13 protein-coding genes and 1 riboswitch are annotated in these 16,160 nt (G+C 50.2%); of the genes, 4 read left to right on the forward strand and 9 right to left on the reverse strand.

Going from position 1 to position 16,160, the window contains the following annotated elements; genetic code table 11:
* Positions 1–9: 9 nt before the first annotated feature.
* The 5 genes from ACH50O_RS05085 to ACH50O_RS05105 all read right to left on the reverse strand — a co-directional run bounded on the left by ACH50O_RS05085 (position 10) and on the right by ACH50O_RS05105 (position 4,726).
* Positions 10–819 carry a hypothetical protein gene (locus tag ACH50O_RS05085; RefSeq protein ID WP_446810952.1) on the reverse strand — a complete coding sequence of 270 codons (810 nt, stop codon included), beginning with the start codon at positions 817–819 and terminating at the stop codon, positions 10–12.
* Positions 820–970: 151 nt separating this feature from the next.
* Positions 971–1,246, reverse strand: a complete 276-nt coding sequence (locus tag ACH50O_RS05090; protein ID WP_446810953.1) for a hypothetical protein — start codon at positions 1,244–1,246, stop codon at positions 971–973.
* A 654-nt stretch (positions 1,247–1,900) separates the two neighbouring features.
* Positions 1,901–2,887, reverse strand: a complete 987-nt coding sequence (locus ACH50O_RS05095; RefSeq protein WP_446812113.1) for an IS30 family transposase — start codon at positions 2,885–2,887, stop codon at positions 1,901–1,903.
* Between the two features lie 54 nt (positions 2,888–2,941).
* Entirely contained in the window at positions 2,942–4,168 is a 1,227-nt protein-coding gene (locus tag ACH50O_RS05100; protein ID WP_446810954.1) for an IS256 family transposase, read from the reverse strand.
* A 9-nt stretch (positions 4,169–4,177) separates the two neighbouring features.
* Entirely contained in the window at positions 4,178–4,726 is a 549-nt protein-coding gene (locus ACH50O_RS05105; RefSeq protein ID WP_446810955.1) for a hypothetical protein, read from the reverse strand.
* 85 nt (positions 4,727–4,811) lie between these two features.
* Between ACH50O_RS05105 and ACH50O_RS05110 the strand changes: the two genes are divergently transcribed.
* Entirely contained in the window at positions 4,812–5,213 is a 402-nt protein-coding gene (locus tag ACH50O_RS05110; RefSeq protein ID WP_446810956.1) for a DUF167 domain-containing protein, read from the forward strand.
* A 39-nt stretch (positions 5,214–5,252) separates the two neighbouring features.
* Here the strand turns inward: ACH50O_RS05110 and ACH50O_RS05115 are convergent, their stop codons facing one another.
* The 4 genes from ACH50O_RS05115 to ACH50O_RS05130 all read right to left on the reverse strand — a co-directional run bounded on the left by ACH50O_RS05115 (position 5,253) and on the right by ACH50O_RS05130 (position 11,182).
* The gene (locus ACH50O_RS05115; RefSeq protein ID WP_446810957.1) at positions 5,253–5,795 is read right to left on the reverse strand and encodes a hypothetical protein; all 543 of its coding nucleotides are present in this window, start codon (positions 5,793–5,795) and stop codon (positions 5,253–5,255) included.
* Between the two features lie 198 nt (positions 5,796–5,993).
* The gene (locus tag ACH50O_RS05120; RefSeq protein ID WP_446810958.1) at positions 5,994–8,882 is read right to left on the reverse strand and encodes a reprolysin-like metallopeptidase; all 2,889 of its coding nucleotides are present in this window, start codon (positions 8,880–8,882) and stop codon (positions 5,994–5,996) included.
* A gap of 407 nt (positions 8,883–9,289) precedes the next feature.
* Positions 9,290–9,841, reverse strand: a complete 552-nt coding sequence (locus tag ACH50O_RS05125) for a hypothetical protein (protein WP_446810959.1) — start codon at positions 9,839–9,841, stop codon at positions 9,290–9,292.
* Positions 9,842–10,057: 216 nt separating this feature from the next.
* The gene (locus tag ACH50O_RS05130; RefSeq protein ID WP_446810960.1) at positions 10,058–11,182 is read right to left on the reverse strand and encodes a hypothetical protein; all 1,125 of its coding nucleotides are present in this window, start codon (positions 11,180–11,182) and stop codon (positions 10,058–10,060) included.
* Positions 11,183–11,645: 463 nt separating this feature from the next.
* A riboswitch (cyclic di-GMP riboswitch) is annotated at positions 11,646–11,723 on the forward strand.
* A 37-nt stretch (positions 11,724–11,760) separates the two neighbouring features.
* Between ACH50O_RS05130 and ACH50O_RS05135 the strand changes: the two genes are divergently transcribed.
* The 3 genes from ACH50O_RS05135 (at position 11,761) to ACH50O_RS05145 (ending at position 16,029) form a co-directional block, all read left to right on the forward strand.
* Entirely contained in the window at positions 11,761–12,600 is an 840-nt protein-coding gene (locus ACH50O_RS05135) for a hypothetical protein (RefSeq protein WP_446810961.1), read from the forward strand.
* Between the two features lie 71 nt (positions 12,601–12,671).
* Positions 12,672–14,243, forward strand: coding sequence for a hypothetical protein (locus ACH50O_RS05140; RefSeq protein WP_446810962.1), 1,572 nt, complete (start codon positions 12,672–12,674; stop codon positions 14,241–14,243).
* A 148-nt stretch (positions 14,244–14,391) separates the two neighbouring features.
* Complete coding sequence (locus ACH50O_RS05145) at positions 14,392–16,029, forward strand: ShlB/FhaC/HecB family hemolysin secretion/activation protein (protein WP_446810963.1); 1,638 nt, start codon at positions 14,392–14,394, stop codon at positions 16,027–16,029.
* Positions 16,030–16,160 lie beyond the last annotated feature (131 nt).

The following is a 16,160-nucleotide window of genomic DNA, read 5'->3' on the forward strand; positions in this document are numbered from 1 at the left end:
TTTCGCTATCTAGGCTTGATGGTCGCCCGGCAAATGCGAGCCGGTCACCTGGCTATAAGCCAGCGCGGTTTTGTCGCCCGGTACACCGTCGATCTTGACGAATATACCCGGAAAGGTGTTTAGCCAGCGTTGCAAATCCTCCACGCGCTTGACCACGGCGGCATCCTCGGATTTGCGCGGCGAATAAGTCACCAGCAATGGCGCGTCGCCGGCAGTCGGCCTAGGTTGATCGGCAAACTCGATAACGTGGGTTTCCGCCAGTCGCCGAAGCAACACCGCCGCGCCGCATTGCGCCGATACCGCCGTATCCGACCAAGTACCGTCCTCGACATACTTGCCGCTGACGTAGTGATTGGAAAAGGACCACAAATACGGTGTCAACACGTGCTGGTGATGCAAACGATAACCCCAGCCGTTGTAGCCTTCGATTTGGTACAGCAGACCGGTTAAACTCCAGTCGACATTCGCGCCCAGTCCACGCATGGTCAAGGCATCCTCGGCACTTTGCTCCCAGGTAAACGGCGGCTCGCCGGATTTGGGCCGCCCCGCCGGTACCTGCACGGCACGGGCTTTCAACGGCTCGCCGTTATGCAAATGCCCCTTGAAACTCTGGCTGGCTTCCATGTTGTGCACCACGGCGATGAAAAACCAGGGTATGCCCAGTTTATCGCCGACCGCGCGGTAGCGGTCCTGATTGGCGGCCAGTTTTCCGCACAATTCTTCAACCTTGGGCAAGAGTTTGGAGGCGATGATACAGCAGGCGTTGAATAGGTTTTCGTATTCGGTTTTTAGGGTTGGGGTTAGCGTGATTTTGGCCATGAACGATTACCGGATTATCTAGGTTAAAAAGGATGGGGATCTTGGTGAATTCGTTTCAAAGTCCCCATTCCGTCAACGAGGCCTTCAACCAAGCATTGATCTTAGTCTGTAAACCTTCTTTGGAATTCTCGAATAAAGGTTGCAGATAAAGCTAAAGCTGCGGAAAAATCCCGGTCGGGCTGAAACGGCCCTTGGCTTTATCAACGAGGCGTGTGATACGTCGTTTCAAAGGGTCTTGAAATTCGCTGCTCTCCAGGTCGAACAAACCTCTGGGATAGGCTTCGGTTTGTTCAGTGTTTTGGCATTCTCCGTATAGCGGAACCAAGCGCACAGACTGGCCGTCTTTGAAAATCAACGGACTGCCGGGGTTGGCGGTGACCCAATCCTTGCTGAACCAGCTGTTTTGAATGGCATCGTGTCCGCGCATTGAAAGGCTCCAAATTTAGGTAGCCTATTTTACCCCTTCCCTGCCGTTATCAGTCTTGGATCGCTTGGCTTTTGGAGTTTTTCACCAGCCTGTTAGGGCTGAAGCCGTTAGGTGTTCTGCAAAATACTAAGTGTGTAGATTGAAGAAAGCGTTCGGCATACAACTTTAGCAAGTATCAGCATTACGAGTTTCTTAAATAAAAATTCTAGTAGGGTGGCTATTTATTTCGTCGATGTTATATAACCACCTAACGAAAAAAGCTTACTACAAATAAAAAGTGTTGAAATTCCGATGCAACACTTTTTCATTATAATTTTCCTTAAGAGTGCTGAAATTATTTTAGTTATGTTCACATTGCCATTAATGTACTATGGAATTATCCAACAATAACAGCCATAATTAACTCAACATTATACCGAGGCAGATAAATGAGTAGTAGTGTGATGTTATTCCGTTTACTATTGGCGGGCAGGGTCGGTTATGGTTTTTTACTCATTTAACTGCATTTTTAGGAGCAAATGTCTTTGAAAAACTTTCGGCCGCAATAGGCCAGCCCACTGAGAAGTACTTAATTTTAGCAGTAATAAAGCAAGCGGTTTCGCATTGATCAATAATGATTGGGCGGATTCAAAACCGAAGTGCAACACCACGCTATTAATGAATGAGATTTGACGGTTGTGAGCTGTTCAGCAGTAATTCCCTGTAGACAGCAAGCGGGCAGCGTACCCCAAGACCTTTTCGAGGGCGAGCGTTAATTTGATCGGCAATCGTATCCAGTTGTTGCTGGGTGTAGCCTGATAGATCGGTGCCCTTAGGTAAATACTGACGGATCAAGCCGTTCATATTTTCGTTGGAGCCGCGCTGCCAAGGGCTATGGGGATCGCAGAAGTACACGGCAATGCCGGTATTCGCAGTTAACTGCTTGTGTAAAGCCATCTCGCGGCCTTGGTCATAGGTCATGCTCAACCGCATTGGTTGAGCAATGCGGTTGAGCATGTCGGTAAAGGCTTGCAGCACGTTAGCGGCACTGGCAGGCTGCGGATGGGGTAGTTTGATCAACATTAGCAAGCGACTGGTCCGCTCCACCAAGGTACCCACCGCACTGGCGTTGGCCGCGCCTTTGATGAGGTCGCCTTCCCAATGTCCCGGAAACTGGCGATCTTCGATGTCGGGTGGTCTTAGATGGATGCTGAGCATGTCGGGTATCTGGCCGCGACGGTCTTGTCCTTTGCTGCGGGGGACACGTCTGTTTTTAGCCTGGCGCAGGCAGGCAATCAGGTCACGTTTTAGTTCGCCGACCGGTTGCGCATAGATGCAGTTGTAAATGGTTTCGTGTGACACGCGATACTCATGGCCTTTGGGATAAAGCTGTGCCAGCACCAGTGCGATCTGCTCCGGCGACCAGCGAAGTTGCAGAAAATACTGGACGACGCCAAACAGCAGTCCCTCAGCATGCAGCTTCTCTCGTGGACGCGATTGACGCCGACGACGTTGACAGGTTTGCTGTGCCTGGACACTGATGTAATGATCGCCCGCACCATTACGACGAAGCTCTCGGCTAATGGTACTGGCGGACCGTTGCAGAACCCGTGCTATCGCCCGAAGACTGTAGTTTTGTTGCTTCAGGCTGCTGATCGTGATGCGATCTTCAGGCTGAAGCGAGGGTGTCCTGAATTTTGTGTAAACGGGATTTAATTATCGATTGTGCATCCTGTCTTCAAACTGAATGCTAAACCGATTCAAAGCCGGTTTCCAGTCATGCAAAGGCATGGTCCATTTTTTACTGATATTCATCAGGGCCAAATAGAACAATTTCGACAAGGCTTCATCACTGGGACATGAACCGCGATTCTTGGTGATTTTCCGCAAACTCATGTTGACCGACTCAATGGCATTGGTGGTGTAAATGATGCGGCGTATCTCCGGCGGATAGTCGAAAAAGGGGATGATCCGATCCCAATTGCGTCGCCAAATTTGGGCAATCGGTGGATAGGCCTCGTTCCACTGCACCTCGAACTCAGCCAGCTTCTGCTCCGCCTCGGCGACGGTGGCTGACTGGTAAATCTGTTTGAGATCGGCGGCGATCTGTTTGCGCATTTTCCAGCCGACATAGTTGAGGCTGTTGCGGACCAAATGCACGATGCACAGTTGAACGGCTGTGTGTGGATAGACGGTTTCAATCGCTTCGGGAAAGCCTTTCAAGCCATCGACACAGGCGATGAAGATGTCTTGGACGCCGCGGTTCTTGAGGTCGGTGACGACTTGCAACCAAAACTTGGCGCCCTCGGTTTGAGCTATCCATAAGCCCAGCACTTCCTTTTCGCCGTTCATATTGACGCCAATCGCCAGATAAACAGCCTTGACCCGCACTGCACCGGTATCACGCACTTTGACGTGGATGCAGTCGAGATAAACGATGGGGTAAATCGGATCGAGCGGTCGCGATTGCCAGGCTTTCACTTCCTCAATCACGGCGTCCGTCACTGAGGAAATCAAGCTCGACGACACTTCTGTGCCATACAGCTCTTCCAGGTGGCTCTGAATTTCCCTGACTGTCAGGCCTCGAGCATAGAGCGAGATGATTTTGTCATCAAAGCCCGTCCAACGGGATTGGTGTTTGCCAATGATTTGCGGCTCGAACTGCCCATGACGATCACGTGGAATCTCAATCGGCAATGCGCCAAAATCACCTTTCAGCGTTTTACGGCTTTTGCCGTTGCGCGTATTCCCCGTAGCATTACTGACAGACTCATGCTTGCCATGCCCCAGATGTTCGGTCATTTCAGCTTCTAAAGCCCGCTCCACCAGCGCCTTGGTGAGTTGTTTCAGCAGGCCATTTTCGCCCAGCAGGTCTTCCGGTTTTTGATAGCCGGACAATAAGGTATCGATTAGGTCGGTTGGGATCGATTTGGGTAAGGTCATAGTTACTCCTCAAAGTAAGGGCAGTTTCCTGCCTAATGACCGTTTACACAAAAATTCTTGCACCCTCGCTGAAGCTGTTGATAATGTTTTGAGGTGGATTCCATGTGCATACCTTACTGGTGTTTGGGGTGTTGCACTTCGGTTTTGAATCCGCCTTGTTTGTGTTTTTTCTTTTAGCGCTAGGCGCAAAATTGCAGTACTACCTTCGATTCGTGAAGGAAAGGCAATGCTTTTCCAATCGCTAGTCCTATTGCCTGGGTGCTCCGTGATTTGATATTTGCTTTCTAGTATTTCGACTAAGCAATTATCTCCACGCTCGATGTTAGCGGTAATAACCACTTCATTTGCGTTATCAGTATTTCGTTTCGCTTCTAGCGTAATTGATGTGGTTGCAAAGAATGAACCGGAAGTGGCTTGATAGATAAAGTAAATAGCTGCAATTAGAGGTACAATAATTCCAGACAATTTCTCCATCTTCTCATTTTGATTTTTATCAAGGGTTTCAATCAGTTTTATTGCAACAAAGCCTATAATTAACGAAATCCCAGGCAATGCCATGGTCGCAATAAATTTATTAAACGCACTTACTTCTTCGCTCCATATGCAGTGAATGAAAATATAAAGCGATATGAATACTTGCTTTATGAGCAGTAAATTCGATATTCAACGGTTAAATTTCATTTCCATGGCAAAACCTAAAAAAATCAAGGTAAAGGACGGCAGTAAGGAGACGGGCAAAGGTTTGGCTATGGATGGTTTTTGCGGATGGGATGGCGATGTGCTGGTTTTGAACGTGTTGGGAACGCCTAGCGCAAAGCAGGATGCGATCGGCAAACCCAAAGGCCCGCAACTCAAGATCAGTGTCACCGCAGCGCCGGTAGGCGGGAAGGCCACCGATCATATGGTGCGCTTTCTGGCAAAAAAATTTGCGGTGACGACCGCCGATATTGAAGTGGTATTCGGCCGGTACAATGTCAATAAACAATTACGGATTAAGGCTCCCAAACAACTGCCGGCGGTGATCGGCAAGCAATTGGAGGGTTAACCGGCGACTATCTCACCAGCGGTATGCATGCCAAAAGTCTCACAAGCGCTCGATAATTTCCAGGCAGCGTTGAAACGCACTGCGGACAATGAAGAAGGTCATGACCAGCGGAAATGACAAATAATGTTCGGGCAAGGCCAGACAGATTAGCAGTAGCCCGGCGATTAAGCGGGTGTCGAAGCGGGACAGGTATGTTTGAAAATAGCGCAAGGCCTCTTGCGACTCCCAATCGAATCTTGGGCTTCTATTGATAAAGCCGAATAGCATCCAGCTGCTGAGCAAGGCGAAATAAACCGGAAACACGCTGAACTGCGGCGAGCCTTCGCTGAACATCGGTTTCCAGTAGCCATACCAAGTCCATAAACAGGAACAGGCGAAGCCGTCGTGCCAGACGCTGCCGGGCGCTAATTTCAAAACACCTGCACCCAGAAACAGCACGGCCACGCAAGCGCCGGCAACCCAAACCACCTCGATATTGAGCAGGGGCAAGTAAGCGTTTTGGGTTTCAATCAGCGTGGTTAACACTAAACAGCAAACGATGAAGATAGGCATGGTGGTCGGCAGGGTTCGTGAGTTTTGCACAGTCTGCCCTAATTTTTTAATTATCCCAACCATCAAGTTTATTAAAGCTTGGCACCGCCGAGAAAATCGGCGCGGTTCAGCAGTTTGGCGATTGTCCTTTTGTTACAAAAGTGCGAGCTACAAAAAAGCCGTCGACGCTTGACGAATCGACGGCTTAAATTTGTAAAGCTGTTTAAAGAAAGCGGCTGTAAGCTCGGCTTATTTCAGTATCGGAGCAGCAACAGTGGCTGGCATAAAGTTAGCCACTATGGGCGCGGTGTAATTCACCGATTTGGCCTGATCCGAGCTACGCGCTGAGTCGCTCTCCGGGTAGCCGCAGGGATCGCCCTTGCATTGCGTGGTCAACGCGGGCGCACTGAAGTACATGATCACGGGCGATTTATAGCTCATGATAGTACCGAAGGAGCCTTGATTACCCCAAGCATAAGAATAGTAAAACACGCCCGAGGCATTGGAATATTCCCGGTCATGTACCAAGCCCAAGGTATGCCCGATTTCATGGGTATAGGTATTAATGGCGCAGTAATAGCCTTTTTGTGCATCCTTCGAGCTGCCGTCGCCGATGGTGCCGTAGCCCAGCCATTTATTAGCAGCTGAACCGTTCGCAAACTCAAGGTAGGTCGTACCGCAAGAGCCATGGGTTTGCGCATACAACGGCCTGAACAAAAACACCAGATCCGCCCCGTACTGAACCCGTTTTGCCGCTACCCCGGCAAATACGGTTCTATCGTTGGCCAAGTCATCCAACGCTTGGGAGTTACTGACGCTTTCACTGTAGTTGGTGGGCTCGGTGTACACCACGCGTAAGGTCATATTGATGCCGGAATCCTTGTAAGCTTGATTGCTGGCAGTGGTCAACAACGCGATGCGTTGCTTCGCATAATCCGCCGATTGACCGACCGTGGTATACAGCATCATCACATCCACTACCGGGCCAGTCGATGTACCACCGCCCCCGGCATTGTTGCCGGAGTCGATGCCGCCCGCTTTTGCCGTGTTCAAAGCGGCTAGGGCTTGATCGTAGTTGGTCTTCGCGGTTTGCGCCGCCGCCGTTTTCTGATCCAAAGTAGCTTTGGTGGCATTGATAGTGGCTTGTAACGCGCCGGTGTTGCTCTTGGAACCGGCAAGCGCCGCGTTGTAATTGGCGGTTGCAGCAGCTAAATCGGTGACTGCGTTGTTGAAGCGGGTTGTCGCCGAAGCCAACGCGGCGGAGGCCGCATCGAAACCGGCAATGGCGGTACTATTTGCAACCGCCGCGGAATTGTAGTTGGCGATCGCTTTATTTAACGCGGTTTGCAAGGCTACGGCCGCATTGACCGCCGCAGTGTAAGCTGTGTTGGCGCTGTTTGCGGTCGATGCCGATTTATTGTACGCACTGCTTGCGGCCGTATAAGCACTGCTTGCAGTTTTATAGGCAGTCGATGACGCTTGATAATTGGCATTAGCCGTTTGCGCATTTGCCGCCGCCGCGTTGTAGTTGTCGGTCGCTGCCGCCAGGGCGGCATTGGCGTTATTCAGCGTCGCGACCGCGGCGTCGTATTTGGCTTCGGCGTCGCTTGCCGCCGTATTGGCTTTAGCGACAGCTGCGCTGGCAGTCGTTTTCGCATTCGCTGTTTTGGCGTTAGAGTACTGGGAGTTGGCAGTGGCTTGTGCCGTGTGCGCCACATTTAACGCATTCTGCGCTTTGCTCACTGCTGCGTTGGCCGTTGTTACTGCCGACTGGGCCTTTGTTTTCGCGCTAGTGGCAGCCTTTAATGCGTTGGCTGCCTCTGTCTTGGCACTTTGATCCGCTTGCATTTTTGCGTTGGCGGCAGTTTTCGCGGCTAAGGCATCGTTCATCAGGGATTGCGCGGCAGCCTTTTCGGCGATTGCTTTATCCAGCGCGGTTTTCAGATTCGTTAGGGCGTTATTTTTGGTGTCATAGGCCAGCTGAGCGCTATTTTTAGCGTTCGTCGTAGTTGTTAAAGATGCTGCTGCCTTGTTTCTGGCGGCAGTAGCAGCAGTTAGTGCCACCGCTGCGCTATTTTTAGTGGTGGTGGCTTCTGCCAGGGCTTTGGCGGCAGTATTTTTTCCCGCCGTTGCCGCAGCCAGTGTCGATGCCAAATTCGCGGCGGCATTCAATTGCGTCGTGTATTGGGCAAGCAAGTCGGTATATTTCGTGACTTCAGCGTTAGCGGCATCCAGTGCTTTTTTCGCTGCATCTGCAGCTGCCTGTAGTTGATCGATTTCGGTTTGCGTCGCATTTATGCTCTCCGCGTTCAGCGCAATCTGATTAGATATCGCATCCGGCGGCGTAATTTGGTCATTGTCAAAACCGGCATGTTGCAGCTTCGCGGTATCGACTAGATATGTGCTGTTGTTGCTGGATTCTATGTTGTAGGTGCCGTCAGGCGTGGTCATCATGCCCATGGTGCCGGCCGCGCCTTGAGATAAATACACCCGGTAACCTTCACCTTCGTTTTGCAGATAGCCGACCCAGGTTTTGCTCCCGTCTGGCTCGGCGACCGTATGGTCGTGCGCGACATCGAATTGCCCCATCGGTAAATCCAAGGTGACGGACGATCCGTCATCGATCTTCATCATTTTATCGACGGGCAGGTCGATCGCCGTTACCGAACCAGCTGGGAAGTCTTTATATTTGGGGGGCAGCGGCTGCGTTTTTGCGTTAATGACTATCACGTCATCGGTGTTTGCGGTCAAGGCTTGGGGGGCGGCCGGCGCTCCCGCCGCCGCATTGCTCCTGCCGATGACGATCACGGTTTTAATCTGATCGCCTACGTTGATAATTGAATAGTTGTAGCCCGCCAGCAAGGACTTGACTGCGGTATTCCAGTTGTCGGCGGCAAGCGACTGCTGTACAAGGTCTCTGCTCAAGTCAGTGTTGATTTTAAAGCTAATGCCGGAACGTTGCGCCACCTGTGCTAGTGTTTCCGCCAGTTGGCTGCCTCTGGCGGCGTGATACACCGCCACGGGTTGTACTTTTAATAGATCGCCTTTGACGTGAACCTCTGCATACGCGGTGGCGGAAAGAACGAGGGCGATAGCCGCAGCCCATACAGCATTTTTTACGGCATTATGCGTTTTCATTTCGGTCACCTTATTGGATTAAAATTACTGAGCAATCCAACCGATCCAACTCAGTAAAGTTTTGTTTGATAAAGACTCTAAAATAGCGTTTCAAAACAGTCATTTTCGTGACTATGCCGCCGCTAGTTTTTCCCTGTCTGAAGCCAAGTGGTGCCCCGTTTTTTTACAGCACACCCTATGCCAGCAAGGCTAAGCTGTTTGGCAAGAAATTACCGTGATCAAACAAGGTTTTTCAGCGATTAGCGGTGTCTATCCGCTATAAATTACAATATTTGTGAATTCCGTTTGGTCTTTAACTAAATGTCATGATTTCTTTAGTCTTTAGTCTTTAGCGGTGACCAACTATTCACTAATTATGCCCATGGCAATAGGTCTCCTGCGGCAACCGCTGGGGATGTATGTTTGCGTTACACCAACAAATTATTACTCTCCGACTGCTCCGGGAAGCTCTCGGGTAATAGGTATTTGGTTCGAAAGTACTGCTCTAGCCAAATACGCGTGTCGGTGTGACGATGCGGGGAAGCATCGCTAATGTGGAGCAAACGTTGGCGAACTACGTGCTGCGGCAATAGCAGCAATTCTACGTCGCTCATAGCCACAAACTTTTCCGGCCCGGCGGTGCGGCGGTTTAAAATTTCGAATAGTTGGTGTTTTTTCAGCCCCAATTCGGCATTTATTTCGTCACTGAATTCCAAAAACAGCGGTAGCAGTTCGCAACCGGTAAAACTTTCGTCCAGCAGGTGATGCAGGCGGTTTAAAAGATGACGGACGGCAAAACGATATAACTCGGATTCGCGGACGAACAGCCGTGCCGCGGCAATACGAACGGCATCGCGATCCGCATTGCTAAGGCGGATGGAGACGATGTTTTTTTTGTCGTCTAGACTCGACTCTTTAGCTTTCAATGGATGATCCTTGTCACTGACCTTCTGATTATCCGGTAACAGTAAATCACTCATGTTACAGTTTTATAACAATGGTCGAGTTTTATGGGTGTTTTCGTGCGGCAGGACGGATTTCGACCTTAGCTAACAAGCTTAGGCGACTCGGCCGGATGGCTGCGCAAGCTGGCTAAAATCCTATTTTCGGGTATGCCGGAATAGTCGCTAAGCGTGTCGGAGCTATTTGTCCCCGCCCGTCGTTGTCATATAACAGTTATCAAGCTTTCTGCGCCATTACTCGTTTGATGCCACATGTCTGATCGGCGTACAGGCGGGGCAGGTGACTTGCAGCAATTCTCCGCTATGACGATGCCGTAATGGTCTAGCGCGGCCGTCGAGTTGATTCATATCCTGGTATAGCTGATTTTCCCGGCCGATCACTTCCCGCTCGTGTTCGAACGGATACAAAGTCTGGCTCATGCCGCCGGTGTCGATAAAGTGTTCGGCATCCAACAGCATCAATTTAGCGTGCAGTAACTCATGCAACAAGGCGTCGGCCGGGGAGATGCCGCAGGCCGGGGTACTGTCGCAGCCCGGATCGTTTAGCAATTGCGCGCCCAATCGGGTATCGAAATAGATGGTAGCGCTATCCACGCCAAATTGATTGCCCCAGGCTTCGGTCTGCCAAGTCCCGGCTTGATATTTCAGGCTTAATTTTTGTCCGCGAAGCTCGTTAATCAAACTGATGATTTGCGGATAGTGCGAGTAATACGCCGCGATTTCGCTTAAATCGGCGGAAATGGTTTTCGGGTCGGCGGAGTTGGCTTGATAGCTATTTTGCAAGAAGCTTGTAATAGCGTCGGCCGCGGCGCTATCGCCGGGTAAACCGGTCTGCTTTGCCGTGTATGCGGCAAGTACCTCGGCGGCGGTCGGCGGTTGGATTCGCCGCAGACGGATGACCGGGCTGCCTTGTTCATCCAATGCCATGTTGGTCTGCAACTGATTACCTGGCTTGATGAGTTGGCCAGCGACCGCTTGTAACGGCTGAGCACTGTACAACTCGTCCGCTGTTACCGTGCGCGTCGTCGCCAGCATGCCTACGCAAAAACTCAAGACCAAACCGACGTTGCGCCGCCGGTTGTTGGCGGGCGCCATATCTCGGCTGCGGCTGTCTTCCTTTAAATACAGGCCGTGGCGCCGGGCAATGTCCTGCAATTCGATAAATGCAGCCGGACCGGTTTTACCTAAATTTGCCCTGCAAACCAAGGCCGGTTTGCCGTCGATGATGCAGGGATGCAGAAAATGATGTGCCGGGTACTTGAGATACCAGTCCTGCAAGGCTTTGGCCAATCCGGCCGTGTCGATAGCGTGTGCTTGTTCCGTGTAGGCCTGGTCAAGAAGCTTTCGAGAGTCTTCCATGTTTAATGTCCTTGGGGTGCTGGCTGTATGGCGAGATGTTGCTTAAACCAAAACTTTAGCAGTCCGAGCTGCAGTCCGGCAAGGCTTGAACTTAGAGGCAAGGTGCTACGCGGCCGCTACGGTCCGTCTCTTCTTATCGTCCGCAAAGGCCAGTAATTCCGCAGAGTATCGGCTTCCTTCAGACATTTTCATTTATTGGCCGCGCCGGCTGGGTGTTAGTCGAGGTAATACATTTCACGAAATTGTCATAGTCGTGTAACCGAAACCGTCGATTTGGTTTGGAATAATTCGCCGCAATTGAGGGTGGCTGGATACGGATTGGCTGCCTCGTAGTTGGAGCAAAAAGGAGCAGGGACGGCATGCAAAAGGAGTGGGCGATGGAAGAGGTTAGGGAGTAGGTAGTGGCAACAAACAAAATGGTAGCGGGGAGAGCGGCACCGTCTTGGTGTTAGATAGTTAGGAAGCGTGTAAAAGCCAAACTTGTCGCGAGGCAAGGACGGAAAGCCAACGGGCCTTGGAGAAAGGCGGCTGGGTTGTCACCTTGTGTTAATCAATTTTTTAAACATAAGGATAAACAAATGAAATTTACGAAAACTTTGGTAGCGGCAGCTCTGTTGGTCGGTGCTTCTGGCGCGCAGGCGTCTGTGCAATTGTCAACCGATGCATTTAAAGGTGGTTCAGAGTTTATCTTGACTTTGTGGGACCAAGCAGGTGCCAAATCCTATACTTTAGATTTGGGCTTGACTGTTGCGGCATTCAAAGCCGACGTAACCGCACCACACTCTTGGACTATTTCCAGCAGTACTGATGCAAATTTCGCTTCAGTTTTATCTAATGCGGATTTTGCAGGTCTTCAGTACAGTGTAGTCGGCGGTCAACAAAAAGCTTCATCTGCAGCGGAATATCCTACTGTCGGATACGGTTTGTACACCACGCTCAATTCGCAAAATACTCAAGCCGATTTACAAGGTAGATACGGAACTGCAAACATGACCAACTTGAATGGTTCTCTGCAGAAATTATCTACCTATTTGGGTGTGGTTAATACAGCTCAAGGTGGTGTGGTTGATGTGGCTCAAAACCTGAGCGATTTTCAGACATCCGATAAACCTGCATATGCTGGCAAAAACTGGAGCGGCAACATCGGAGGAAGTATGGGGGGCGTCGCTAGCAACCTGGATCTAGTTGGTACAGCAATGCATTTTGAGTATGTCGGCGGAAGCACAGCTTCTAAGCCCGTGTATACCGAATATGACAATGTCTGGAACTTTACGCTGAACACCGTTGGTGGTGTTACCACAGGTACGCTGACTTATGATGCGATCCCAGCTGCAGTGCCACTTCCTGCCACCGCCTGGATGTTCCTGTCCGGTGTAATGGGCTTGTTGTCATTCAAACGTCGTAAAAGCGCTGTTTAATCAAACCGTGCGCCGCACCGGCCTAGGCCGGTGCGGTCAATCTGCGATCAATTCTTTTAAGGACCTTAAAAATGAAAGTTAAAGCATTATCCGCAGCGATTGCTGTGTTGTCTCTCGGCGGTTTTTCACAAAGCTCTTTCGCTCTTGCGCCCAGCGCGACCATCAACCTGGAACTGAATATTTCCGGTGCCACAGCTCAAGATAACAATCTGGAAAGCTTGGTCAAAAACAATGTTTGTCAAGCAGGTACTTTTGATAAGTATCAGTACACCACGGTGACAACCGATTACACCGCTTTCACCTGTACTGTTAACAGAACTAAGGTTACAGGCTTGTCCGGTACTGGTGCCGTTAATGTATTGATCCGTAAGCGCTCCAATGGAGGATCGTCACAAGGTGTGGTGCCGTTGCTGAGCAACTTACCTATTTCTCAGCTGGCTATTATCGCGAGCGGCACTGGTGCTTGTACGTCCGCGGGCACCAATCTGTACAATTGCCCAACGTTGACCACCAAGACCTCTGACTTGGGAATTTCCGATGTTAACCCTGAGTTGTTCGTAGGTGTTAATACCGAAACCGACAATGGTTTTACTGCTGTTGATCCTGCGCAGGTTAAATCTAAACTGACTGTCACACCAGCTGCTGCCCTAGTATTCGGTGTGCCGGTTTCTTACAATTTGTATAAAGCCTTGCAAATCGCTCAAGGTCTGACCGCTGGTGGCGCTTGTACTGCAACTGTTGCTAACCCTAATGCGGATTATACCGAAGCTTGCTTGCCAAGCTTGACTAAGTCGCAAATCTCCGGTTTGGTATCCGGCAACATTTCGACCTGGGATCAGTTCACATTGTTCGATTCCTCGACAAGCAGTTATGTGCCGTTAACCAGCTTCCCTGGCGTTACCGCGCCCGATGATAATCTGGTGCATTTTTGCAAACGTATCGGCGGTTCCGGCACCGGTGCGCAGCAATATGCCAAATTCCTGAATACCCCATGTACTGAAAATGGATTGCCAGTTGCTTCTAATGCTGATACCGGTCCACAGGTAACCGATTTGTCAGGTTCCGGTGATATGGAAAAGTGTTTGGATGACTTCAGCAAAGGTACTCAAACCGCTAAAAACTACAAAAGCCCAACTTCAGTATTTTTCGATCCTAGTCAGCCAAACGATAATTATCTGATCGTTAACCAAGGTGCTGCTAAATCTTGGGCTTTCGGTCAGCAGTCGCTGGAGAAAAACCTGCCGGTTGCCAGCAACGGCAACAAATTGGCGTTTGACTACCGCTTCATCAAAATCGACGGCTACGCACCAACCTTGGCCAACGTGTTTGCCGGTAAATATATCGATTTCGCCGAGTCAACCTGGCAATATCCAAAAACAGGTCTGAGCAACGACAAGAAAACCCTGGCGACTTACCTGATCAAAAATGCCGCTACTCCGGCAGTATTAGGTGCGTTTGACGTGGCCAAAGCCAACCAAACATTCGGTGTTTCCGGTTATTTGGCCGTTGCGCCTAACACCTGGAGCGATAGCCTGGATGTCAACAATCCGGTCCTGCCTTACACCCACGCAGCTAACGGCGTATTGGACAACTGCTCCATCCCAGCCGTACCAAACGGTTCAGGCGTTGTACCGTTCAAATAAGCGGCCAATGCGCTGGATTTGATTTCCGCAACGGGATCAAGGCGCCAGGATGCGCCAATACGACAGCCTTCGCTTGCGAAGGCTGTCTTTATTTATTGAGCAGGCTGCATATTGGCGCTGCACGAGTTTTCGTTACACTGGGTAAGACATGCGTTTCCACCGTTTTAACACTATTGCCGTTTGCTGTAGTTTTCTGAGTGCCGGTTTAACGGCATCTTTATCGAACACCGTGGTCGCCGCCGAATCGCCGGCTAGTGCAGCCGCGAATCCGGAGGCTGCCGTCAGTCGTTTCGACTTGCTGGAGCTGCGGGTCAAGGGCAATAACGTCTTGGACCGGCACGCTATCGAACGTTGCGTGTATCCATATCTTGGCAAACAAAAGAGTATCGATATTGTGGAGCAGGCGCGTCTGGCCCTCGAGGAGCTTTACCACAGCAAAGGTTTTCAAACGGTCAGTATCGACATCCCGGAACAGAACGTCGTAAATGGTGTGGTTTATCTGCAGGTCAATGAAGGAAAGATTGCACGATTGCGGGTGACCGATTCCCGTTATTTCTCGCAAGGTGCCATCAAGGAAAAAGTCCCGGCATTGGCTGAAGGCACGGTGCCCAATTTGCCGCAAATGCAACAGCAGTTGGCTGCTTTGGCCAAGGAAAGCACGGACAGGACCATTACTCCGGTGCTACGCGCTGGCGAAACCCCAGGCACATTGGAAGTGGATCTTAAAGTTAAGGACGACTTACCCTTGCATGGCAAAGTGGAAGTTAACGGACGGAATACCACTAGCACCGAACGGCTGCGTACCGCCGCCACTTTGCGTTACGACAATCTCTGGCAGAAATTTCATAGTGCCTCTTTCATGTATCAGGTTTCTCCGGAAAATCCGAAACAGGTCGAAGTGTTGGTCGGCAGTTATGTGATGCCGGTATTTGAAAGCGGTCAACGCTTGGCGTTTTTCGCCGTCAATTCCTCGTCCAATTCGGTGGCCAATGCCGGTGCGCTTTCGGTGGTTGGTGCCGGCGACTTGTACGGCTTGCGTTACGTTAGTCCGATTGCGACGCCTATCAAAAATTACTTCCAGACCGTGACTGCCGGTTTTACCTATAAAGATTTTAAACAGAATCTGAACGGAGCGACCGTCAATGAGTTATTTCGGCAAACGCCCATTACTTATGTTCCTTTTATCCTGGGATATAGCGGAAATATTCAGGAAGAACAATCCAGGTTGTCTTTTAATATCAATGCTAATTTCTCAATTCGCAATCTGGGTAATCGTCAGTCGCAATTTAATAATACCCGTTATCAAGCCAAGGCTAATTATGCCTATTTAACGGCCGGTGTCGAATATAAACATAATCTTCCCCATGGCATGAGTTTTGAGGGTCGGTTTAACGGCCAGGTGGCTAACTCGCCGCTAATCCCGAATGAGCAATTTTCGCTTGGCGGTCAACAAAGTGTGCGCGGTTATTACGAAACCCAGGTTTTGGCTGATGACGGCGTACAAGCTTCATTGGAATTATATTCGCCAAAACTAGATGTTTGGGATTGGGCCGAGCAAGAGAATATTCGGGGTGTGGTGTTTGTCGATGCCGGCCGAGGCTGGCTGAAAAGTACTCTGAATGGCAGTCCGTCGCAGTTCGATCTGGCCAGTGTCGGCACTGGATTCAGGATGCAGTTATGGAAAACGCTAACCGCGAACTTTGACATTGCCGTGCCATTCACTAATCAGACTCGCGTCGAGCGGGGAAATCCGCGCTTGCACTTTCAAGTTTTCACCGAATTTTAAATGTCAGTTTATTGCGATATTGTGACAAGGAATATCAGGCTTTATATCCGGTTGCCAAATATACCGGGTGTTTAAGTGTTTAGATACTTTGTTTGTAATATTTTTGTAATAAATTAGTGGTACTAAAGGGT

The sequence above is a fragment of the Methylomonas sp. 2BW1-5-20 genome (genome assembly GCF_052474515.1).